The sequence below is a fragment of the Nocardia thraciensis genome (assembly GCF_054782435.1).
Genome location: NZ_BAAGSM010000002.1, coordinates 25,382 through 44,651 on the forward strand (window position 1 = coordinate 25,382; position 19,270 = coordinate 44,651).

Below are 19,270 nucleotides of genomic sequence, written 5' to 3' on the forward strand. Positions count from 1 at the left end.
CGTTGTAGAGGGTGCGGGAACGAGCGGGGGGTGCATATCTAGCAGCGCTATATTCAGCTCCCCGGCACGGCCGGTGCGGTGGTCGAATACAGCCCGCTGTCCTCGCGGCGGAATCGACGGTGTCCCTCCCGCCGCGCCCCGTCGCCGAGCGCCCACCGGACGGCGATATCCGCGGCCGGGTCGCCGACGGCGATCCGAGCGCTGCCGTCGGGATAGGTCTTGGCGGCTATGCCCGCGCGTGACAGCCGTGCCGCGATATCCGCCCCCGGCAGATAGAGAAAGTTCGCTCGGCTGCGCGGAACTCGGATTCCACTGCGGCGCAGAGTTGTTCGCAACAGTTCCCGCTCGGTGGTGATGCGCAGCACGCGCTCGCCCAGCTCCGCCCGCGCCGCATACGAAGCCGCCACCGCGGTGGCCGCCGACGCGGGCATTCCGAACGGCAACTGCAGGCGGCGCACCCGGCGCACCAGATCCTCGTGCCCGAACGCGTAGCCGATGCGCAGCCCGGCCAAGCCGTAGGCCTTGGAGAAGGTGCGCAGCACCAGCAGATTGGGATACCGGGAAATGAGCTGCACCGGGTCGAGAGCGTCTGCGGCACCGAGGAATTCGACGTAAGCCTCGTCCAGGATCACCGGGATGTCACGCGGAACGCCGAACAGGAACGCTTTGAGTTCGCTGGCCGGGACCACCGTGCCGGTCGGGTTGTGTGGGCGGCACACCACCACCAGGCCGGTCCGGCCGTCGACCGCGCGGGCCAGCGACCACAGATCCTGACGACCCGCCGAATCCAGGGGCACCGCAGTGTCTTTCAACCCGGTCATGCCCGCGAGAATCGGGTAGCCGTCGAAGGTCGGTGTCGCGAACACCATCCGGTCGCCCGGCGTCGTCAGCGCCTGCATGATCTGCAGGGCCACCCCGGTCGCGCCCGAACCGACCACGACCTGATCCGCGCCGATCCCCACCTGCTCGGCGATCAGCCGCGGCAGCCGGTCCGGCAGGAACTCCGGATACCGGTTCGCCTGTTCCAGTGTGTGATTCACGGCGGCCAGCACCGAGGGCAGCGGCGGGAACGGGTTTTCGCTCAGCGTCAGGTCGAAGCGGACCGAATCCGCTGTGCGACCGGCGGTCGCGTGCCGCACCGGCCGCGTCGACCGGTCCGCGCGTCGCACCGAGATCGATCGGCTGCCGCTCATCGACCGGCTCCCCAGCGCACCGCGGCCGCGGCGGCGAAGTCACCGGCGTGTGCGAATGCCGACAGCAGCACGACCGATCCGTCGCGCAGGCGGCCCGCCCGGTTCTCCGCGTCGAGGGTGACAGGAATGCCCGCGGCGAACAGATTTCCGCAGCGGTCGAAGGTGTCGGGATGGCGTTCGGCGGGTAGTTCCAGGGCGTCGTGCCAGTTGCGCAGGAACAGCCGGTTCGGCTGGTTGGTGACGAAGGTGTCGATATCACGGCCCTTCACGCCGATGCGTTCGCATACCGCCAACGCGACCTCGGGCACCAGCCGATTCCCCCGCGCGAACACCTTGGTCAGCTTCGACTCGGTGAAACTCACGCAGCCCTGCCCCTCCCCCGGCTCCCAGTACTTGCGATCGGACCCGGTACTGAAATCCATATCGCCCGCGAATTCGGGGTAGGTGCGGCACTCGATGTCCAGGATCGGCGCCTGATCGTTCTTCAACAGCAGCCCGACCCCGCACCCGTCGCCCGGGACCGGCGCCTGGGCCAGCCCGCGGATCTCGGACTGGGTGAACACCGGGCCCGCCGTGTTCTGGACCGTCGCGATCAGCGCGCTGCGGGCGGCGGTGGTCTGCAGGATCATCCGGGCCAGCGACATCATGTGGACGAACGCCGCGCATCCGCTGTTGTGCACATCGAACACCCAGCCGGGGCGCATCCCGAGCCGCCGCGCCACCTCGGGGCCCGCCCCCAACACTGGGTTGGTCGGCAGCTGGGTGTGGGTGATCAACACATCGATATTCGAAATCGTCTCCGCCCCATGTCGTTCCCGCAGCGGCGCGACGGCCTGTTCGGCCATGTCGACCGCCGTCTCGTCACGACCGACGTGATGGCGGGTCTTGGGCGCCCGGAACATCACATTCTTCGCCATACGCTCGGACCGGGAGAATTGCGTGAAGTATTCGGTGCCGACCGGCTCTCCGGGCAGATAGCTCGCCACGTCGACGAGGCTGACCGGCGGCAGCGAGGGTTCGGTGAAATCCATTGGCGCGCCTCACTTCATCCAGTCGGGTTTGACGGGCAGGTCGTGGGCGGCTCGGTACTCGCAGATCGTCCGCAGATTGTCCATCTCCAATTGGTGTCCGGCCGAGAACATCTCCCAGAAGTCACCGACCCAGACCGGACGCTTCGGGGGCGCGGTCTCCGGATAGGGGTTCTCGTCGTAGAAGGGGTGGTGGCAGTTCATCCACAGCACCACCGACCCCGGCTTGTCGAACACCACCTGGGCGTCGACCACCCGCAGCAGGTAGATCATCCACAGATGTTTTCCCTGATCCCAGGCGCAGTGGTAGTCGACGGTCATGGCGTCCGGATTGGCGACCGTGCGGGTGAAGATCTTGGTCTCCGGGCCCAGCCGGTCGTAGGCCAGCCACAGTCCCGGCTCGTCGGTTTCGACGAATCCGCGCAGGCTGTAGGTCCATTCCTCCAGGCTCCGGGTGTCAGCCAGATACTCGTACACCTCGCGCGGCGGTGCGGCGATATACGACTGAACCGGGCAGAATTCGCCGAAGATCTGGTCATGCGGATACACCGACCGCAACATGTCCATGATGATGGGCGTGGTGGCCTCGCGATCGGAGTTCTCGATGCGCAGGACCGCGGGTATCTCACCCTCCGGGATATCGCTGAGCGCGGGCAGGGCACTGGTGGTCACTGATTCCTCCTCGGTACCGACAGAAACGGGGTGAACGGCGGGATCTCGTCCGGGTCGCAGTCGATCGAAATGAACGACGGCCCAACGGTTTCGAAGCATCGGGCCAGCACGGCGGCTAGTTCGCCGGTGTCGGCGGGGGTGTACGACGGCAGCTCCGGGAACATCGCCGCCATGCCGTCGCCCAAGCGCGCAGGGCGAAACCTGTTGAAGCTGTACCGATCTCCGTAGTACAGCTGTTCGCGGGTGATGCACATGGCATGCGCGTTGTTGTTGAACACGATGAAGGTCACGGGGAGCCGGTGCTCGATCGCGGTGTGAATCTCCATGCCGTGCATGAAGAACGCGCCGTCGCCCGCCACCACCACGGTGCGCCGGATACCGCCGTCGTGCCGGTGCCCCCGGGCGAAGGCCGAGCCGATACCTGCGCCGAACGCATACCCCATCCCGCCCATGCCCAGGGCGACGACGAACCGGCCGCCGCGCGGGAGCCGCAGATGATGCACGACCGATGCGCCGGTATTGCCCGCGTCGGCGAAGACATCCGTCCCGGGTTCCAGCGCGGTATTGAGGGTTTCGACGATATCGCGGTAGCGCAGGCCGGGGCCCGTGGCCTCGGGGACCGGCAGGGCGGTGAGCGAGTTCGGCCCCAGGGCACCACGCGCCCCACCCGTCTTTCCGGCGGACGCCGGAATCGAAACTGGGCCTTTGTGCGCAACCTCGGCTCTCGATCCCGGCGTTCGCCGGGAAGACTGTGTGGCAGGAGCGGACGACGGTGACGCGGGATCCGACAAGGGTGACGCGGGATCCGACAACGGTGACGCGGGATCCGACGGTGACACCAATTCGGACAGCGGCGCGACAGGTTCGGAGGATGGCGAAGCGGGCTCAACCGACGTCAGTTCGTCGAACGCCAAGCGTCCCAAGAGTTCTGCGAGCACGCACCGCAGATCGCTCGCGGTAGCGTGCACCGACTCCACGTGCGGCGGCTCGGCGCCCACGCTCGCGACGGCCGGATACGACAGCGCCTCGTCCAGTCCGGCCCGTGCGGTCACCGGCATCCTGGTCCCGATCAGCAGGCACAGGGCGGCGTGCCGCACGGCATCGATGAGTTCGGGATGGCCCATACTTCCGGCCACCCCGCAGAATCCGGGTTCATCCGGGGCGTAGACGTCCTTGGCGTCCGGGGCCACCCCGACCGCGGCGTCGAGAACCACCGCCAGCCGCCGCAATTCGTCGCGCGCGTCGTTGCGGGCCACCTGGTCCCCGGCGATGATCGCGACCTTGCCGGTCGTGCGGGCGGCCCGCAGCGCCGCCCGCACTCGATCCAGACCGGCCTGGTCACGCGTGTGCGTCGGTCGGGGCGGGCGGAACGGCGGCAGATCGCCGACGTCGGCCTGCTGCACATCCTTGGGCAGCAGCAGCACCGCCGGACCCCCGCGCCGCGCGGCCGCCACCGCCCGGGACAGATGCCACGGCAGCGCCTCGATCGCGTCCACCCGCGCGCAGTAGCGCGAGATCTGCTCGAAAAGCCGTGCGGCATCGAATGTTCCAGCCAGGCCGCTGGAATCCTGAAAGGCGCCCCGGCCTTCGAGCATCGTCGGCGCCTGCCCCACCAGCGCCAGCACCGGCACCCGGGAGGCGAACGACTCCGTCAGTCCCGCAACCAGATTCATGGCCCCGCCGCCGGACGTCGCGCAGACCACGCCCAGCCGCCCGGTGCTGCGGGCGTAGCCGTCGGCCATGGTGGCGGCGGAGAACTCGTGCTTGGCGACCACCCCGGTGACATCGTGCGGGCTGTCGAAGATAGCGTCGTAGAGGTCCTCGATGTTGGCCCCGTCCACACCGAAGATGTGCCGGACCCCCAGGGTCGCGACGGCCCGCACCAGATAGTCCACCGCTCGTGTCGGCATCGGCGCTCCTTTCTTGCCGGGGCCTCGAGCGCACACGGCCGTCCGCTCCCACCCCGGGATACGAGGCACACCGCGGCGCGGTTCAGCCCGTCCGTGCACGATCTGCGACCGACCCTTGTGTGTATGTATACGTCTACGTATAGTGGAGTCATGCCCAACAAGACCGTTTACGTATCCGACGACGATCTGCCCCTGTTCCAGCGCGCACAGGAGCTGGTCGGCGGCAATCTGTCCGGCGCGATCGTGACGGCGCTGCGCCGGTACATCGAACTGGAGGAGGGCCGCCTGGAGGGGTTCGAGGAGATCGTCCTCGGCGTCGGCCACAACGGCGTCCGGCAGGTCCGCTTCTCCGGCGCCCTGCTCGGTGAGGTCCGCGATGTCAACGACGAGCACCAGCAGCACATCCGCGTGTACCGCAGCCGCAAGGGCAAGTTCGTCCTGCACATCCAGACCTCCGCCTGGGCCGACTACCCGGTCTACGGCGGCGAGGGCACCAAGTGGATCAAGGATCTGACCAACTGGCGCAAGCTGCTCGGCGTCAGCGATCCGGACTGGGGCGATTTCACCATGGACATCTATGACTCGGTGACCGATCTGAAGGGGAGGATTCCGGCCAAGCTCTATCAGCGGGTCAGCGACATCGTGGAGCATCCACAGATCGAGGACCTCGACATCTGACACCGGCGGGAACTGTTCCCGCACAACCGAACACCGCACAACCCACCCGTCTCGACCGCGCGACCCAGCGGTCACGACTCAGTACACGCATGCATAAATGCCTATTCATTGATGAGAGGAATACCATGACCACCGGGTATCCCCTGCCTGCCATATCGGTCGGCGGCCTGCGGAAATCCTTCGGCGACCAGGTCGTGCTCGACGGTATCGATATCACCGTCGAGGAAGGCACGATCTTCTCGCTGCTCGGACCGAACGGCGCGGGCAAGACCACCACCGTGCAGATCCTGACCACGCTGCTGCGGGCCGACGACGGCGTCATTCGCGTCGGCGGCTTCGATCGCAATGCCGACCCCGACTCGGTGCGCTCGATCATCGGCGTCACGGGTCAGTTCTCGGCGATCGACGAACTGCTCACCGCACGCGAGAACCTGCTGCTGATGGGCGATCTGCACCATCTGCCGCGCGGCGACAGCCGTCGGCTGGCCGGGGAACTGCTGGAGCGGTTCGATCTCGTGGACGCCGCCGACAAGGTCACCAGCACCTTCTCCGGAGGCATGAAGCGCCGCCTCGACCTGGCCATGACCCTGGTCGGCGATCCGCGCATCATTTTCCTCGACGAACCCACCGTCGGGCTCGATCCGCGCAGCCGCCGAGATGTCTGGGACATCGTCCGCGAACTCGTCGCCGACGGCGTCACCATCTTCCTCACCACCCAGTACCTGGAGGAAGCCGATGAGCTGGCGAATCGGATCGCGGTGCTGAACAAGGGCAGCATCGTCGCCCAGGGCACCGCGGACCAGCTGAAGCGGCTGGTGCCGGGCGGGCACATCCGGCTCACCTTCGCCGACCGCGATGCCCTGGCCACCGCCGGGGATCTGTTCGGCGGGGTCCCGGAGTACGAGGACCGCACCCTCGCGGTGCCCAGCGACGGTTCGGTCAAGTCGCTGCGCTCGATGCTGGATCGTCTCGACGACGCCCGCCTCGAACCGGAGGGCCTGTCGGTGCACACGCCCGACCTCGACGACGTCTTCCTCACCCTTACCGGCCACACCGTTCCCGAGGGCGAAACCGTTCCCGCGGAGGAGATCGCGCGATGAGCACCGCAACCTACACCCTTGCCGATTCCAAGACCATGCTGCGCCGAAATCTGGTGCACGCCAAGCGATATCCGGGTCTGACCTTCTCCGTGGTGGTCATGCCGGTCGTGCTGCTTTTGCTGTTCAAGTATGTCTTCGGCGGGGCGCTGGGACAGGCCACCGGTGGTAGTTATATCGACTACCTGACGCCGGGCATGATGCTGATGATTCCGGCCTATCTGGTTGCCGGGATCGCGGTGTCGGTGGCGACGGATATGACCAAGGGCATCATCAACCGGTTCCGGGCCATGCCCATGAATCCCTCGTCGATCCTGACCGGCCATGTCATCGGCAATACGATTCAGGGTCTGCTCGGCGTGGCCCTCATGGTCGGCGTCGCCGCACTCGTCGGATTCCGGCCGGACGCGAACGCACTCGAGTGGGCGGCCGCCTTCGGCCTGATCGCCCTGATCCTGTTCGCATTCCTCTGGCTCGGCGCCGGATTCGGCATGTCCGCCTCCAGCCCCGAGGCCGCCAGCAATACCCCGATGGTGATCCTGTTCCTGCCCTTCCTCGGCAGCGGCCTGGTCCCCACCGACACCATGCCCACCGCCGTCCGCAAATTCGCGGAGTACCAGCCCTTCACCCCTATGACCGAAACCCTCCGCGGCCTCCTCATGGGCGACCGCATCGGCGGCAACGCCCTCGGCGCCCTGGCCTGGTGCCTCGGCATCCTGGTAATCGGCTACGTCTGGTCCAGCCTCCTCATGCGCCGCAAGGCCAACGCCTGACCACCAAACCCCAACGCCCCGAGGCACCCAGGCGCCTCGGGGCGTTAATCATGAATCACTCAGTAATAGTCCCGATACGGTACCGCCAACGGCCAGAGGCGATTCCGGACGCCGTTGCAAATCATCCGGCGGCACTTCCCCAGCGAGAGGTCGTGCCACGGCGTCTTCGTAGAAGGCGGCGGCTCGCCGTTGAGATAGCAGCGCAACCGCTCCGCCTCATGCGGAACCGAATACGAATCCCGCGTCTCCAGATAAAAGGCATCACGCCTGCACTCCCGAAACAAGCTCGACCACAACGCCGGATCACTACTTCGGAACTGCACCGTAGAACCTCCTCCTCCAAAACAACTGCATGCATCTAGATGCTCTACCATCGTAGTAAATGCAGACATGGAACATGTGTTGGCGTACAAGGCTTTTCGAGTCGGCCGCTCTGCCTCTCATGGTTCTCGTGGTCGCTGTGCGCCTGGAGGTCGTCATCGGCTGAGTCCGTCGAGCGCGTCGAGGATCAACAGCCGCGCGTCCCGGCCGTAAACGGCTGACTGTTTCAGCTCCTCGAACATGCGCGCGTACAAGTGACATTCTGCAGGCTGCGTGACCTGGATCGTCGCCGATGGAGTCTCCAGTGCTACGAGATCGTGGTCGAATATCCAGAAACCCGCCGAGGCCACGGCCTTACGTTCGGTCATCAATGGGATGATGCCGATCGAGATGTTGGGCAGCGCCATTAGCTCCAGTAGCCGACCCAACTGACCAGCCTGTATCTCAGCCGTGCCGAACCAAGTACGCAACGCCTGTTCCTCCAGTAGGACCACGAAGCGCTTGCCGCCGCGCTGCAGAATGCGCTGCCGCCGCATCCGGACCGCGACCGCGTCGTCGATGTCGTTGGGTGTGCCGAGGAACCGTATCCAGAACGACAGCATGGCCGCGGAGTATTCGGCCGTCTGAAACAGTCCGGGGATCACGTTGTGCTCGTAGATCCGAAATACTCGGGTCTGCTCGTACTTCTTGAGTGTGTGGGCACCGAGGACTCGTTTCATGCCCGCACGACTCTGCCTCCGGAACTCCACGTAGGCCTCATCGACGGTACGCAGAATGGCAACGAGATCGGCTATCTGATCTTCGGCATTGCAGGCGCGACACCACTGCTGGATGTCGCGATGGGTGGGCGCCTGCACGCCGTTCTCGATCTTCGACACTCGTGCGAAGTGCCATTCATTGACCGCACCGAGCTCACGCACGGTGAGGCCCGCTGCGTGTCGCAGTTCGCGGAGACGGCGGCCCAGCGCGCGCCGAGCTTCCTGCGCGGCGCTAGACGGGCTGGTATTCACGGTGCGGTATTGCCAGCTGCCACACTGCGTCGAATGCCACGCGGCACAACCGGATGTCGTGAGCGTCGGTCGAGGTGGTCTTATCGACCGCGAGTCCGTCACCAGAGTAGTGCAGGAAGATCACCAGCCGATCATCGAGCAAATAGAAGTCGTTGCCCGGGATTCCGATCGACGACACCAACCGCCGAGGAACCCAGCGAATGTCCTCGCCGGCGTCAACCATCGGATGAGCGATGCTGCACGACCACCGCTGATAGTCGCTCAGCGGTTCGGAAACGATGCGCGCCCGCCGCACCGACCGCCCGGCGGTCACGTGGCCGCGCACTGTGGTGCACCAGCCCTGCAGCCATTCGAGATCGTCCGGCTCACCATCGGCCCACTTCCGCATGTACGGAAGCTCGACAGCGGTGCCGTAAGCATCTCGCGTCTCGAGATGGATCGCCGCCGTGTCGAATTCTGTTAGCAGACGGTCGAATTCGCAATCACTGATCGAGGTCACTTTCTCCCTGCCCGAAGAACGGAACCAGCCTGTCGGGGATCTCGACGCACGATTCCCCTTCCGGGATGCCCATCTGAGCCAACGCCTCGGGGTCGGTGAAGACCCAGCCTTGTACGACCCAGGACTCTCGGTCGGTGCGATAGAGCGTCGGCGAGCCCGAAGGATTCGAGCCCGGATCCTTGGCAATGAACGTTAGACGCATGGTCTGCCCCCTACACAGTTCGTTGCGAGATGTTGCGTCACAGATCTCTATAATCGCCGCACAGGTGGCCGAGAGTCAAGGACGAGTGGACAGGTATTTACACAGCTAGAGTTAGACTTTACCGAGTCACTTGATCAGGTTCTCGAAACATTTCGCAACTTCCTTTCGACTCACTGCAGCCACACCTAGCGTTCGAGGTGGCGGGCCAGTTCCGGCGGCAGTTGGCCAACCTCGGGCTCTACGGACCCACTTGCAGCGATCCCGGTCCCGGCCCGCCTTCCACAAACGATCGCGACCGGCGCGGGCTTGGCGGACTGGATGCACTGAAACGCGTTGTGTACCAGCGAAACACGCTCACATCGGTCACCTGACAATGGTCAACTAGGGGTCGATATGAAATGGCGCACAAGGCTTTTCGAATTTCCCGGAGGCGTCCTCGAAGTCTATGCCTACGGCGATGAGACCGACGACGGTCCAGGGGTTTACATGGAGTCGTTCACCCCAGACCCGGAGACTGCTCCGAATCAGGGGGATCAGACCGCCCCGGAGGTACGAGAAGAAGGGAGGGCATCGTGAGCTGGCAGTTCGGGCTGGTTGTTGTGGTCGCTTTGCCGGTCGTGGTTCTCGTGGCGGCCGTGGTCTGGCCCGTGCGTGTTCCGAAGGAGCGGACTGTTGGGGCCATACGTGACCGAATCGAGAGGGAAGGCCCCGAGGGGTGAATCGGGTGCTGTCGTCCACGAGTCGGGAACCAGGAGGGAGATTGCTGGCGATCGGGCAGGGGATTCGGTGCGGCATGATCGGAGGGGTGGCGATCTTCCGGAAGGAGTTCGAGGGGAACCCAGGCCCGCGGTGGGGATCTCGCGCGCAACAGCGGGTCGAAGCCGCTGATGCTTACGGTGCTGTATCTGAACTCGGCGGGTAGTCCGCTGTCGCGGAGCGTTCCTCCACCTGCATGCGCCACGACCTCCCGGCCGCTCAGTGGCCCCGGTACCCCGACAGCCACGCGGGGAACTCGGTGAGGTCGGACAGCACCACATCGGCGCCCGCAGCGCGTAGTTCCTCCTCGTCACACGGCCCGGTGGCCACCGCGACCGCGTAGGCCTCGGCCGTGCGGGCGCCGAGGACGTCGCCGACGTGGTCGCCCACATAGACACTCGCCCCGTGCTCGCGCAGGGCCAGCCCCTTCTGCTCAGCCCAGAGATCGCCGATCACCGCGTCGGCGGGAATGCCGAGATGTTCGAGATGGAGTTTGGCGTTCGGCTCGAACTTGGCGGTGACGACGACGGCCCGGCCACCGACCTCCTGGACGGCCTCGACCGCCTCGCGCGCGCCCGGCATCGCCGTCGTGCCGGTGACGGCGTGGCCGGGATACATCTCGCGGTAGAGGGCGGTCATGGCCGGGACCTCGGCGGCCGGGAACCAGCGCGCGAGCTCCTCCTCGAGCGGCGGGCCGAGCCGCGTGACGACCAGCTCGCAGTCGATGTAGGCGCCGGTGCGCTCCGACAGCGCGCGATAGCAGGCGGCGATGCCGGGCCGGGAGTCGATCAGGGTCATGTCCAGGTCGAAGCCGACCGTCAGCGGACCCATCAATTGGCGGGCTGGCAGGCGTCACGCAGCGAGCAGGCGCCGCAGGCCTGCCCGCAACCGCCGACCTCGGGGGCCATGCCGTCGATCGCGCCCGCGGCGGCGTTGACGCCCGCGCCCAGCACGAACACCGCGATCACGGCGGCAAGCAGCGCGCCGACGAGCCCCACGACCGCGCCCGCGAACAGCGCGATCACGCCGCCGGCGACCAGCAGCACGCCGGCGCCGAAGGAGGTGGGCGCCGCCACCCGGTTGGCGACGCGGAAGGTCTCGTCGGTCCGCAGCGCCTCCTCGGTGTGCACACCGACGAACGGATTGCGGGGGAGGGAACCGGTCAGCCCGAGCACCCCGGTGACGACGGCCACCGCCGCCAGCACGAACAGGATCACAGCCACCACGAACACCCCGACCACGGTACTCGCGTGCAGGTATACGGCGTCGACCGGGCCGCGGGGCCTACAGGGTCGCGAAAGACCGCTATGCCGTGCGGCGACGAGTACCGACCTGCGCGGCTGCCCTTTTTGGGCCCCGACGTGCGCACCCTTTACCCTGGTGAGCGACTTTATTCCCGGGGGCTTCGGCGAGCAGAAGGCAGGACAGTGCAGGACACTCGTGTAACCGACCCAGTCGGCGCGGCGACGACCGGCGACAGCGACGTGCCCGCACACCGCTACGGCCCCGAGCAGGCCGGTCGGATCGAACGCAAATGGCAGCAGCAGTGGGAAGAGCGCGGCACCTTCTTCGCGCCCAACCCGGTGGGCCCGCTGGCGGGCGACACCCCCGCCGACAAGCTGTTCATCCAGGACATGTTCCCGTACCCGTCGGGCGCGGGCCTGCACGTCGGGCACCCGCTGGGTTACATCGCCACCGACGTGTTCGCGCGCTATCACCGCATGAACGGCCGAAATGTGCTGCACGCCTTGGGATACGACGCCTTCGGCCTGCCCGCCGAGCAGTACGCGGTGCAGACCGGCGCGCACCCCCGCGTGACCACCGAGGCCAATATCAAGAACATGCGGCGTCAACTGGACCGGCTGGGTCTGGGCCACGACCGCCGCCGGTCGTTCGCGACCACCGATCCCGAGTTCTACAAGTGGACGCAGTGGATCTTCCTGCGCATCTACAACGCCTGGTACGACACGGAATCGAACCGGGCCCGGCCGATCGCCGAGCTGGAGGCCGAATTCGATTCGGGCGCACGGGAAACTCCCCAGGGCCGGGCCTGGTCGGAACTGAACGCGGACGAGCGCGCCGAGGCGCTGGACTCGTATCGCCTGGTGTACCTGTCGGATTCGGTGGTCAACTGGTGCCCGGGACTGGGCACGGTGCTGTCCAACGAGGAGGTCACCGCCGAGGGGCGCAGCGAGCGCGGCAACTTCCCGGTCTTCCGGAAGCGGTTGCGGCAGTGGATGATGCGCATCACCGCCTATTCCGATCGGCTGGTCGACGACCTGGAGCTGCTGGACTGGCCGGACAATGTGAAGGCCATGCAGCGCAACTGGATCGGGCGCTCGCGGGGCGCGCGGGTCACCTTCCCTGCCGACGGCCATACCGTGGAGGTTTTCACCACGCGGCCCGACACCCTGTTCGGCGCGACGTATGTCGTGCTGGCTCCGGAACATGAGCTGGTCGACCGGCTGGTCGCCGCGCAGTGGCCGGAGGGCGTGGATCCGCGCTGGACCTTCGGCGCGGAGAAGCCTGTGGAAGCCGTTGCGGCCTACCGTAAGACGATCGCCGCGAAGTCGGAGCTGGAGCGGCAGGAGAACAAGGAGAAGACCGGCGTCTTCCTGGGCGCGTACGCGACCAACCCGGTCGACGGGACCAAGGTGCCGGTTTTCGTCGCCGACTACGTCCTGAGCGGCTACGGCACCGGCGCCATCATGGCGGTGCCGGGCCACGACCAGCGGGACTGGGAATTCGCGACCGCGTTCGGCTTGCCGATCGTGGAAGTCATCGCGGGCGGGGAGCCCGGCCGAAAGCATGCCGGGACAGGCGTTTCGGACGGGGCCTACACCGGCGACGGCACCTTGGTGAACTCCGGCTACCTGAACGGGCTCGACGTGGAGGCGGCCAAGGCGAAGGTGATCGAGCACCTGGAGGCCGACGGCCACGGCACCGGCCAGGTCCAGTACAAGCTGCGCGACTGGCTGTTCGCGCGGCAGCGGTACTGGGGAGAGCCGTTCCCCGTGGTCTACGACGAGGACGGTCGCCCGCACGGACTGCCGGAATCCATGCTGCCGGTGGAACTTCCGGATGTGCAGGACTTCGCGCCGGTCACCTTCGATCCCGACGACGCCGACTCCGAGCCGTCGCCGCCACTGGCCAAGGCGACCGACTGGGTGAACGTCGAACTGGACCTGGGCGACGGCCCGAAGACCTACCGCCGCGACACCAACGTGATGCCGAACTGGGCGGGCAGCTCGTGGTATCAGCTGCGCTACGCCGACCCGACCAACGCCGAGACCTTCTGCGCCCCGGAGAACGAGCGCTACTGGCTGGGCCCCCGTTCCGAGGAGCACGGTGCCGACGATCCGGGCGGCGTGGATCTGTACGTCGGCGGCGTCGAACACGCGGTGCTGCACCTGCTGTACTCGCGCTTCTGGCAGAAGGTGCTGTTCGACCTGGGCGACGTGTCGAGTTCGGAACCCTATCGCCGGTTGTTCAACCAGGGCTACATCCAGGCCTACGCCTACACCGATGCGCGCGGCGCCTACGTCCCGGCCGCCGAGATCGTCGAGCGCGACGGAAAGTTCTTCTGGCCCAACGCCTCCGGCGGTGAGATCGAGGTATTCCAGGAGTACGGAAAGATCGGCAAGTCGCTGAAGAACGCCGTCTCCCCCGACGAGATGTACGACCTGTTCGGGGCGGACACCTTCCGCTTCTACGAGATGTCGATGGGCCCGCTGGACACCTCGCGGCCGTGGGCGACCAAGGATGTCGTCGGCGCGCACCGCTTCCTGCAGCGGGTGTGGCGCCTGGTCGTGGACGAGGAGACCGGCGGCCTGCGCGCGACCGACGGCGAGGCGTCGGATGCCACGCTGCGCCTGCTGCACAAGACGATCGACGGCGTCCGCGCCGACTACGCCGCGCTGCGCGACAATACCGCGGGCGCCAAGCTGATCGAGCTGACCAACCACCTGACCAAGGAGTACCCACAGGGCGCCCCGCGCTCGGTGGTGGAGCCGCTGGTGCTGATGCTGGCCCCGATGTCCCCGCACATCGCCGAGGAGTTGTGGGAACGCCTGGGCCACACCACCGCGCTGGCGCACGGCCCGTTCCCGGTCGCGGATCCCGCTCTGCTGGTAGAGGATTCGGTCGAGTACCCGATCCAGGTCAACGGCAAGGTCCGCAGCCGGATCAGCGTCCCGGCCGACGCCGACCAGCAGTCCATCGAATCCGCCGCCCTGGCCGACGAGAAACTGCTGGAGTTCCTGAACGGCAAGCAGCCCCGCAAGGTGATCGTCGTCCCCGGCCGCCTGGTGAACGTGGTCGCCTGACCACATCCATCCACAGGCTCGTCGCACCCCCTGCGTACTGACGCACTCCCTTCAGGCTGTGCCACGAGTGCGTGACCGTGCGAGGGGTGCGGCTGTGAGCGTGACGAGGGTCCGCGGCCGACAATGCACAGATGCACTACACCCTGACGGCGGGCGCACCGGAATCTCCCGTACTGCTGCATGTTCCGCACGGGTCCCGGACGATTCCCGCCGAGGTGCGACAGCGCATCCTGCTGGACGACGCCGGGCTGACCGCCGAGCTGGACCGCATGACCGATGCGCACACGGCCCTGATCGCAGAGCGGGCAGCCGAGCAGGCGGCCGTCCGGCCGTGGATGTTCACCAACCAGCTGTCGCGCCTGGTGGTCGATCCGGAACGCTTTCCGGATGAGCGCGAGGAAATGCGCGCGGTCGGCATGGGTGCGGTGTACACCCGGACATCGTCGGGGGAGCGGTTGCGCGTCGCCGACGAAGATAATGAAAGATCGCTCCTGACAAGCTATTTCGAGCCGTATGCGGAAGCGGTGGCGGATGCCGTGGATGCACGTCTGGCCGCGGTCGGACGGGCCTTGGTCATCGACGTGCATTCGTATCCGACCGTGCGATTACCGTACGAACTCCATACGGGCCCGCGCCCCGAGGTGTGCCTCGGCACCGACGCGATCCACACCCCACCTCGGCTGTCGACGATCGCGCGGAAAACGTTCTCCGCCTTCGAAATCGGCCTGAACTCACCGTTCGCCGGAACCTACGTACCACTGCGGCATTACGCTACCGACCCCGCCGTCTCCGCACTGATGGTGGAGATACGCCGCGACCGGTACATGCGCGAACACGGCGGGCCGCCACACGAAGGATTGGGCACACTGATGCGGGCCCTAACGGCGCTGATCGATGAAGTCGGCACCGCCCCATGGTGATCCGGTTGCCGGACACGCTCAGCAGCACGACCGGGGTGCGCGGAGGTCAGCGGGCGACCGGCCGCAGGACTAACTCGGTGGGATGGGCGTCGCGGGGCGTCTCGACCGCATTGCGCACCGTGAGTGCCACGGTCTCGGGGGTGAGGAATTCCTCCGGATCGAACTCGCGCTGCTCGCTCGCGACTATGGCACGCTGCATATCCGTGGCGATACGCCCCGGATGCAGCGAGGTCACCCGTAGCTGGGGCTCCTCGAGCCGCAGCGCGTCGCCGAAGGCGCGCAGGCCGAATTTGCTCGCCGCGTAGACGCCCCAGTTCGCGTTCGCGCGCAGTCCCGCGCCCGAATTGATCAGCACCACATGGCCTTCGGCCGCCCGCAACGCCGGAAGCAGCAGTCTCGTCAGCTCGGCGACCGCGATCAGGTTGGCCTCCAGGGTGTCTCGCCACTGCTGCACCGAAGACTCTGCGACGGTGCTCAATTCGGCGACACCGGCGTTGTGCACGAGCACGTCGAGCCGATCGATGGCGGCGGCGGCGCGGGCGACCTCGTCGTAGTCGGTGAGTTCCACCGGCCATGCCGTGGCATCGGGCAGTTCGGCGAGAATGCCGGTCAACGACTCCGCCGAGCGGGCGCCGAGCAGCAACTTGTGCGAAGGCGCCAGCTCCCGTGCGATGGCGGCGCCGAGCCCGCGGCTCGCCCCGGTGATGAGCGCGGTCGGCCGCGCCGTGAATTCGGCCATGCGACCACGGTATCGGTGCTCCCATCGCACCGGGACGCAGACCTCGCGAAATCTGTCACGCCCGGGCGATCTCGCCCAACCGGCCCGACGCGTGTGGCCGCCCGGCTGCCCCTTCGGTCGGAATCCGCGCTGGACGGTAACCCTCCGGCAGCCGCCGCCGATGCACGGGATGGCCCGCTGTGAGCGAACAGTCACCGCACCGGTGGCGATCACGGTCCGGCCGGGTGTATCAATCTCGGCAAACCGATTCGAACCGAGGCGAAGAGTGTGAGAACTGCCGAACAGCAGCCGGCACCGCACCGGCCCGAGGGTGGGGAGCCCACGCAGCGCGCGTACCTGAAGGTGACATCGCAGAATAGGGGGATGAACGGGCCCGGATTCACTCCGACACAACTGGCGGCCCGAGCCGCGTACCTGCTGCGGGGAAACGACCTGGGCACGATGACCAGCGCCGCCCCCAAGCTGTACCCACACATGTGGAGCTGGGATGCCGCGTTCGTCGCGGTGGGCCTGGCGCCGCTGAGTGTGGAACGCGCGGTGGTCGAACTCGACACCCTGCTGTCGGCGCAGTGGAAGAACGGGATGATCCCGCACATCGTGTTCGCCAACGGTGCGGACGGCTACTTCCCGGGCCCGGCGCGCTGGGAATGCCGCCGCCTGGCCGCCAACGCCCCGGACGGGCCGGACACTTCCGGGATCACCCAGCCGCCCGTGCACGCCATCGCGGTGCAGCGAATCCTGGACCATTCCCGCAGGCACGGTCGCAGCACGCGCGGTGTCGCCGAGGAGTTCCTCAATCGCCGCTGGGCCGACCTGATGCGCTGGCATCGCTGGCTGGCGCACGCCCGCGACCCGAAGCAGAACGGCCGCATCACGCTCTACCACGGCTGGGAATCGGGGATGGACAACTCCCCGCGCTGGGACCGCGCCTACGACAACGTGGTCCCCGGCGATCTGACGCCCTACGAACGCGCCGACATCACGCTGGTGGATCCGGCCGAGCGGCCCACCGACCGCGAGTACGACCGGTACCTCTGGCTGGTCGAGCAGATGCGCCGGTGTGGATACGACGATTTCCAACTCGCCGCGACGATGAGCTTCGCTGTGGAGGACGTGTTCGTGACCGCGATCTTCGCGCTGGCCTGTGAGGTCCTGGCGAATATCGGCGAGGACTACCGACTCCCGCACGCCGACGTCCGCGAACTGTACGAGTGGTCGGACTACTTCCGTGCGGGCGTCCTCGGCACCACCGATCCACGTTCCGGTGCGGCCCACGATTTCGATGTGCGCCTGGGACGGCCGATCCACACCGAAACCCTGGCGATGTTCGCGCCGCTGCTGTGCGGCGGACTGCCGCGCGACGCCGAGCGCAGCCTGCTGCGCTTGTTCGAGGGTCCGAGATTCTGCGGCCATCCCGACCTGCGCTATGCCCTGCCGCCGTCGACGTCTCCGGTATCGAAGGACTTCCGGGCACGCGAATACTGGCGCGGACCGGTGTGGCCGGTGATGAGCTGGCTGTTCTCCTGGGTGTTCGCCCGGCGCGGCTGGGCCGAGCGGTCGTTCATGCTGCGCGCCGAGGGCCTGCGCCAGGCCAGCGACGGCAGCTTCGCCGAGTACTACGACCCGTTCACCGGCGAGCCGCTGGGCAGTATGCAGCAGTCGTGGACGGCGGCCTCGGTGCTCGACTGGCTGGGCTGACCGGCCGCGATATTGGGACAGCGACCCTGATCCGCACATCTCGAGCAATCACCTGCCACAGATCACAGCGATGACTGTGGTCACATCCGCCTCGGCTGCTTACCCTCGTAGCCATGTATCGACGCACCGTGGTCCGCCCGAATGTTCGTCGCACGCTCTTGGCCCTGCCCGCCCTCGCGGTCGTGGGCATCCTTTCGGCAACTACCGTCGCAACGGCTCAGCCGACGGGGCCGGACGTCTCGTCCTGGCAACATGTCGACGGCCGGATGATCAACTGGTTCGAGGTGAAGGCCTCGGGCAACAGCTTCGCGATGGTGAAGGCCACCGAGGGGCTCAACTACGTCAATCCCTACTTCGTGCCCGACAGCGTGCTGATGCGCGCGGCCGGGGTGGCCCGCGGCACCTACCACTACGCCCACCCCGAATTGCCGCCGGAACCGCAGGCCGCGCTGTACGCGACCCTGGTGCTGGGCCAGAACGGCCCGCTGGACCTGCCGCCGGTGCTGGACCTCGAGAACTCCGGCGGCCTGCCGCCCGCCGCACTGATCGATTGGACGCACCGCTACCTCAACACGGTGCAGGCGCTCACCGGCCGGGTACCGATCGTCTACACCTATCCGACGTTCTGGAAGACGGCGATGGCCGACACCAACGAGTTCACCCGGTACCCGCTGTGGATCGCCGACTACCGCGGCAACGACCAGCCCGAGGTCCCCGGCGGCTGGCCCACCTGGACGTTCTGGCAGCAGACCGACTCCGGCCGCATCCCCGGCATCGCGGGCAACACCGACATCAACGTCTACAGCGGAGCCCAAGGCGATTTCGCCCGCTTCGCCAACATGCCGCCAACGGGAAGCAGCTGACCCCGGCAAGAAAGCACGCCGGGAATGAGAGGGCGGGCACGCCAGAGGTAAAAGAACGGACACCCCAGGGATGAGAGGGCGGCCGACACTGCGACAGCGGAGTGGGGCAGGCCCGCGACAACTTTCCCGGCCGACCGGCGGAGCCGCCTCACTTCCCGGCCCACCAGCGGAGCCACCTCACGTCCCGATCGACCGGCGTAGCCGCCCTCATTTCCCGGCGTGCTCTTGGCCGGGATCAGTGTTCGTCGTAGTGCCCGTCGTGGGGTGCGTGGCGGTGGCCGTCGTGGATGTAGTCGACGTGGTTGCCGTGGGGGACCGCGACGTGGCCGCAGCCCTCGCCGTGCACGTGGTCGTGGCTCGTGTGTTCGGTGTGGTCGGAAGGTTCACATTCGTCGAAATGGCCGTCGTGCTCGCGATGCAGGTGGCCGTCGTGCACGTAGTCGACGTGGTCGCCGTGCGGCACCGAGACGTGTCCACAACCCGCACCGTGCACGTGGGTGTGATCGGTATGCGGAGCATGCGCTGTGGTCATCGAACTGCCCTCTTTCGTGTGGATTTTCCGTGTCAGCAGAGCGCTGTGACGATA

The 19,270-nt window shown here is 67.0% G+C and carries 19 protein-coding genes; 7 read left to right on the forward strand and 12 right to left on the reverse strand.

Annotation, left to right across the window (positions count from 1 at the left end; translation table 11 throughout):
- Positions 1-53 precede the first annotated feature (53 nt).
- From ACYVLQ_RS00410 to ACYVLQ_RS00425, 4 genes are read right to left on the reverse strand one after another with little or no spacing between them, the layout of a single operon-like run.
- The gene (locus ACYVLQ_RS00410) at positions 54-1,193 is read right to left on the reverse strand and encodes an aminotransferase class I/II-fold pyridoxal phosphate-dependent enzyme (protein ID WP_460695316.1); all 1,140 of its coding nucleotides are present in this window, start codon (positions 1,191-1,193) and stop codon (positions 54-56) included.
- On the reverse strand, positions 1,190-2,224 hold the full coding sequence (locus tag ACYVLQ_RS00415; RefSeq protein WP_460695317.1) for a 3-oxoacyl-ACP synthase III family protein: 1,035 nt from the start codon (positions 2,222-2,224) through the stop codon (positions 1,190-1,192). Before ACYVLQ_RS00415 ends, ACYVLQ_RS00410 begins: the two co-directional genes overlap by 4 nt.
- Before the next feature lie 9 nt (positions 2,225-2,233).
- Positions 2,234-2,893, reverse strand: a complete 660-nt coding sequence (locus tag ACYVLQ_RS00420) for an SRPBCC family protein (protein ID WP_460695318.1) — start codon at positions 2,891-2,893, stop codon at positions 2,234-2,236.
- Complete coding sequence (locus ACYVLQ_RS00425) at positions 2,890-4,803, reverse strand: thiamine pyrophosphate-binding protein (protein ID WP_460695319.1); 1,914 nt, start codon at positions 4,801-4,803, stop codon at positions 2,890-2,892. Before ACYVLQ_RS00425 ends, ACYVLQ_RS00420 begins: the two co-directional genes overlap by 4 nt.
- A gap of 150 nt (positions 4,804-4,953) precedes the next feature.
- Between ACYVLQ_RS00425 and ACYVLQ_RS00430 the strand changes: the two genes are divergently transcribed.
- The 3 genes from ACYVLQ_RS00430 (at position 4,954) to ACYVLQ_RS00440 (ending at position 7,351) form a co-directional block, all read left to right on the forward strand.
- A complete protein-coding gene (locus ACYVLQ_RS00430) occupies positions 4,954-5,481 on the forward strand; it encodes an EXLDI protein (protein ID WP_460695320.1) in 528 nt (175 codons plus the stop codon).
- A gap of 125 nt (positions 5,482-5,606) precedes the next feature.
- The gene (locus ACYVLQ_RS00435) at positions 5,607-6,581 is read left to right on the forward strand and encodes an ATP-binding cassette domain-containing protein (RefSeq protein WP_460695321.1); all 975 of its coding nucleotides are present in this window, start codon (positions 5,607-5,609) and stop codon (positions 6,579-6,581) included.
- Positions 6,578-7,351 (forward strand): ABC transporter permease, encoded by a 774-nt coding sequence (locus tag ACYVLQ_RS00440; protein WP_460695322.1) that lies wholly within the window; start codon positions 6,578-6,580, stop codon positions 7,349-7,351. The genes ACYVLQ_RS00435 and ACYVLQ_RS00440 overlap by 4 nt, the downstream gene beginning before the upstream one ends.
- Positions 7,352-7,410: 59 nt before the next feature.
- Here the strand turns inward: ACYVLQ_RS00440 and ACYVLQ_RS00445 are convergent, their stop codons facing one another.
- From ACYVLQ_RS00445 to ACYVLQ_RS00470, 6 genes are all read right to left on the reverse strand, one after another.
- Positions 7,411-7,743, reverse strand: a complete 333-nt coding sequence (locus tag ACYVLQ_RS00445) for a DUF6879 family protein (protein ID WP_460695323.1) — start codon at positions 7,741-7,743, stop codon at positions 7,411-7,413.
- A gap of 84 nt (positions 7,744-7,827) precedes the next feature.
- Complete coding sequence (locus ACYVLQ_RS00450) at positions 7,828-8,682, reverse strand: DUF5753 domain-containing protein (protein WP_460695324.1); 855 nt, start codon at positions 8,680-8,682, stop codon at positions 7,828-7,830.
- On the reverse strand, positions 8,663-9,181 hold the full coding sequence (locus tag ACYVLQ_RS00455; protein ID WP_460695325.1) for a DUF6879 family protein: 519 nt from the start codon (positions 9,179-9,181) through the stop codon (positions 8,663-8,665). The genes ACYVLQ_RS00450 and ACYVLQ_RS00455 overlap by 20 nt, the downstream gene beginning before the upstream one ends.
- Complete coding sequence (locus ACYVLQ_RS00460; RefSeq protein WP_460695326.1) at positions 9,165-9,383, reverse strand: hypothetical protein; 219 nt, start codon at positions 9,381-9,383, stop codon at positions 9,165-9,167. Before ACYVLQ_RS00460 ends, ACYVLQ_RS00455 begins: the two co-directional genes overlap by 17 nt.
- Positions 9,384-10,358: 975 nt before the next feature.
- Positions 10,359-10,970 (reverse strand): HAD family hydrolase, encoded by a 612-nt coding sequence (locus tag ACYVLQ_RS00465; protein WP_460695327.1) that lies wholly within the window; start codon positions 10,968-10,970, stop codon positions 10,359-10,361.
- Entirely contained in the window at positions 10,970-11,371 is a 402-nt protein-coding gene (locus tag ACYVLQ_RS00470; RefSeq protein ID WP_460695328.1) for an SdpI family protein, read from the reverse strand. Before ACYVLQ_RS00470 ends, ACYVLQ_RS00465 begins: the two co-directional genes overlap by 1 nt.
- A gap of 195 nt (positions 11,372-11,566) precedes the next feature.
- On the opposite strand from ACYVLQ_RS00470, the gene leuS reads away from it, so the two are divergent.
- Positions 11,567-14,464 (forward strand): leucine--tRNA ligase, encoded by a 2,898-nt coding sequence (gene leuS, locus ACYVLQ_RS00475; protein WP_460695329.1) that lies wholly within the window; start codon positions 11,567-11,569, stop codon positions 14,462-14,464.
- Between the two features lie 131 nt (positions 14,465-14,595).
- Complete coding sequence (locus ACYVLQ_RS00480; protein WP_460695330.1) at positions 14,596-15,384, forward strand: N-formylglutamate amidohydrolase; 789 nt, start codon at positions 14,596-14,598, stop codon at positions 15,382-15,384.
- Between the two features lie 46 nt (positions 15,385-15,430).
- On the opposite strand, the gene ACYVLQ_RS00485 is transcribed toward ACYVLQ_RS00480, so the two are convergent.
- Positions 15,431-16,123 carry an SDR family oxidoreductase gene (locus ACYVLQ_RS00485; RefSeq protein ID WP_460695331.1) on the reverse strand — a complete coding sequence of 231 codons (693 nt, stop codon included), beginning with the start codon at positions 16,121-16,123 and terminating at the stop codon, positions 15,431-15,433.
- Between the two features lie 363 nt (positions 16,124-16,486).
- On the opposite strand from ACYVLQ_RS00485, the gene ggh reads away from it, so the two are divergent.
- Positions 16,487-17,821: a glucosylglycerate hydrolase gene (gene ggh, locus ACYVLQ_RS00490; protein ID WP_460695332.1), complete on the forward strand. Its 1,335-nt coding sequence runs from the start codon at positions 16,487-16,489 to the stop codon at positions 17,819-17,821.
- 113 nt (positions 17,822-17,934) lie between these two features.
- Complete coding sequence (locus ACYVLQ_RS00495) at positions 17,935-18,684, forward strand: glycoside hydrolase family 25 protein (protein WP_460695333.1); 750 nt, start codon at positions 17,935-17,937, stop codon at positions 18,682-18,684.
- Positions 18,685-18,919: 235 nt separating this feature from the next.
- On the opposite strand, the gene ACYVLQ_RS00500 is transcribed toward ACYVLQ_RS00495, so the two are convergent.
- Positions 18,920-19,216 carry a hypothetical protein gene (locus tag ACYVLQ_RS00500; RefSeq protein WP_460695334.1) on the reverse strand — a complete coding sequence of 99 codons (297 nt, stop codon included), beginning with the start codon at positions 19,214-19,216 and terminating at the stop codon, positions 18,920-18,922.
- Positions 19,217-19,270 lie beyond the last annotated feature (54 nt).

Excerpts from the sequence above, each read along its gene's own strand:
- ACYVLQ_RS00410 (WP_460695316.1), bottom strand. The coding sequence starts at position 1,193 with ATGAGCGGCAGCCGATCGATCTCGGTGCGACGCGCGGACCGGTCGACG.
- ACYVLQ_RS00415 (WP_460695317.1), bottom strand. The coding sequence starts at position 2,224 with ATGGATTTCACCGAACCCTCGCTGCCGCCGGTCAGCCTCGTCGACGTG.
- ACYVLQ_RS00425 (WP_460695319.1), bottom strand. The coding sequence starts at position 4,803 with ATGCCGACACGAGCGGTGGACTATCTGGTGCGGGCCGTCGCGACCCTG.
- ACYVLQ_RS00430 (WP_460695320.1), top strand. The coding sequence starts at position 4,954 with ATGCCCAACAAGACCGTTTACGTATCCGACGACGATCTGCCCCTGTTC.
- ACYVLQ_RS00435 (WP_460695321.1), top strand. The coding sequence starts at position 5,607 with ATGACCACCGGGTATCCCCTGCCTGCCATATCGGTCGGCGGCCTGCGG.
- ACYVLQ_RS00440 (WP_460695322.1), top strand. The coding sequence starts at position 6,578 with ATGAGCACCGCAACCTACACCCTTGCCGATTCCAAGACCATGCTGCGC.
- ACYVLQ_RS00445 (WP_460695323.1), bottom strand. The coding sequence starts at position 7,743 with ATGTCTGCATTTACTACGATGGTAGAGCATCTAGATGCATGCAGTTGT.
- ACYVLQ_RS00460 (WP_460695326.1), bottom strand. The coding sequence starts at position 9,383 with ATGCGTCTAACGTTCATTGCCAAGGATCCGGGCTCGAATCCTTCGGGC.
- ACYVLQ_RS00465 (WP_460695327.1), bottom strand. The coding sequence starts at position 10,970 with ATGGGTCCGCTGACGGTCGGCTTCGACCTGGACATGACCCTGATCGAC.
- ACYVLQ_RS00480 (WP_460695330.1), top strand. The coding sequence starts at position 14,596 with ATGCACTACACCCTGACGGCGGGCGCACCGGAATCTCCCGTACTGCTG.
- ACYVLQ_RS00485 (WP_460695331.1), bottom strand. The coding sequence starts at position 16,123 with ATGGCCGAATTCACGGCGCGGCCGACCGCGCTCATCACCGGGGCGAGC.
- ggh (WP_460695332.1), top strand. The coding sequence starts at position 16,487 with ATGAACGGGCCCGGATTCACTCCGACACAACTGGCGGCCCGAGCCGCG.
- ACYVLQ_RS00495 (WP_460695333.1), top strand. The coding sequence starts at position 17,935 with ATGTATCGACGCACCGTGGTCCGCCCGAATGTTCGTCGCACGCTCTTG.
- ACYVLQ_RS00500 (WP_460695334.1), bottom strand. The coding sequence starts at position 19,216 with ATGACCACAGCGCATGCTCCGCATACCGATCACACCCACGTGCACGGT.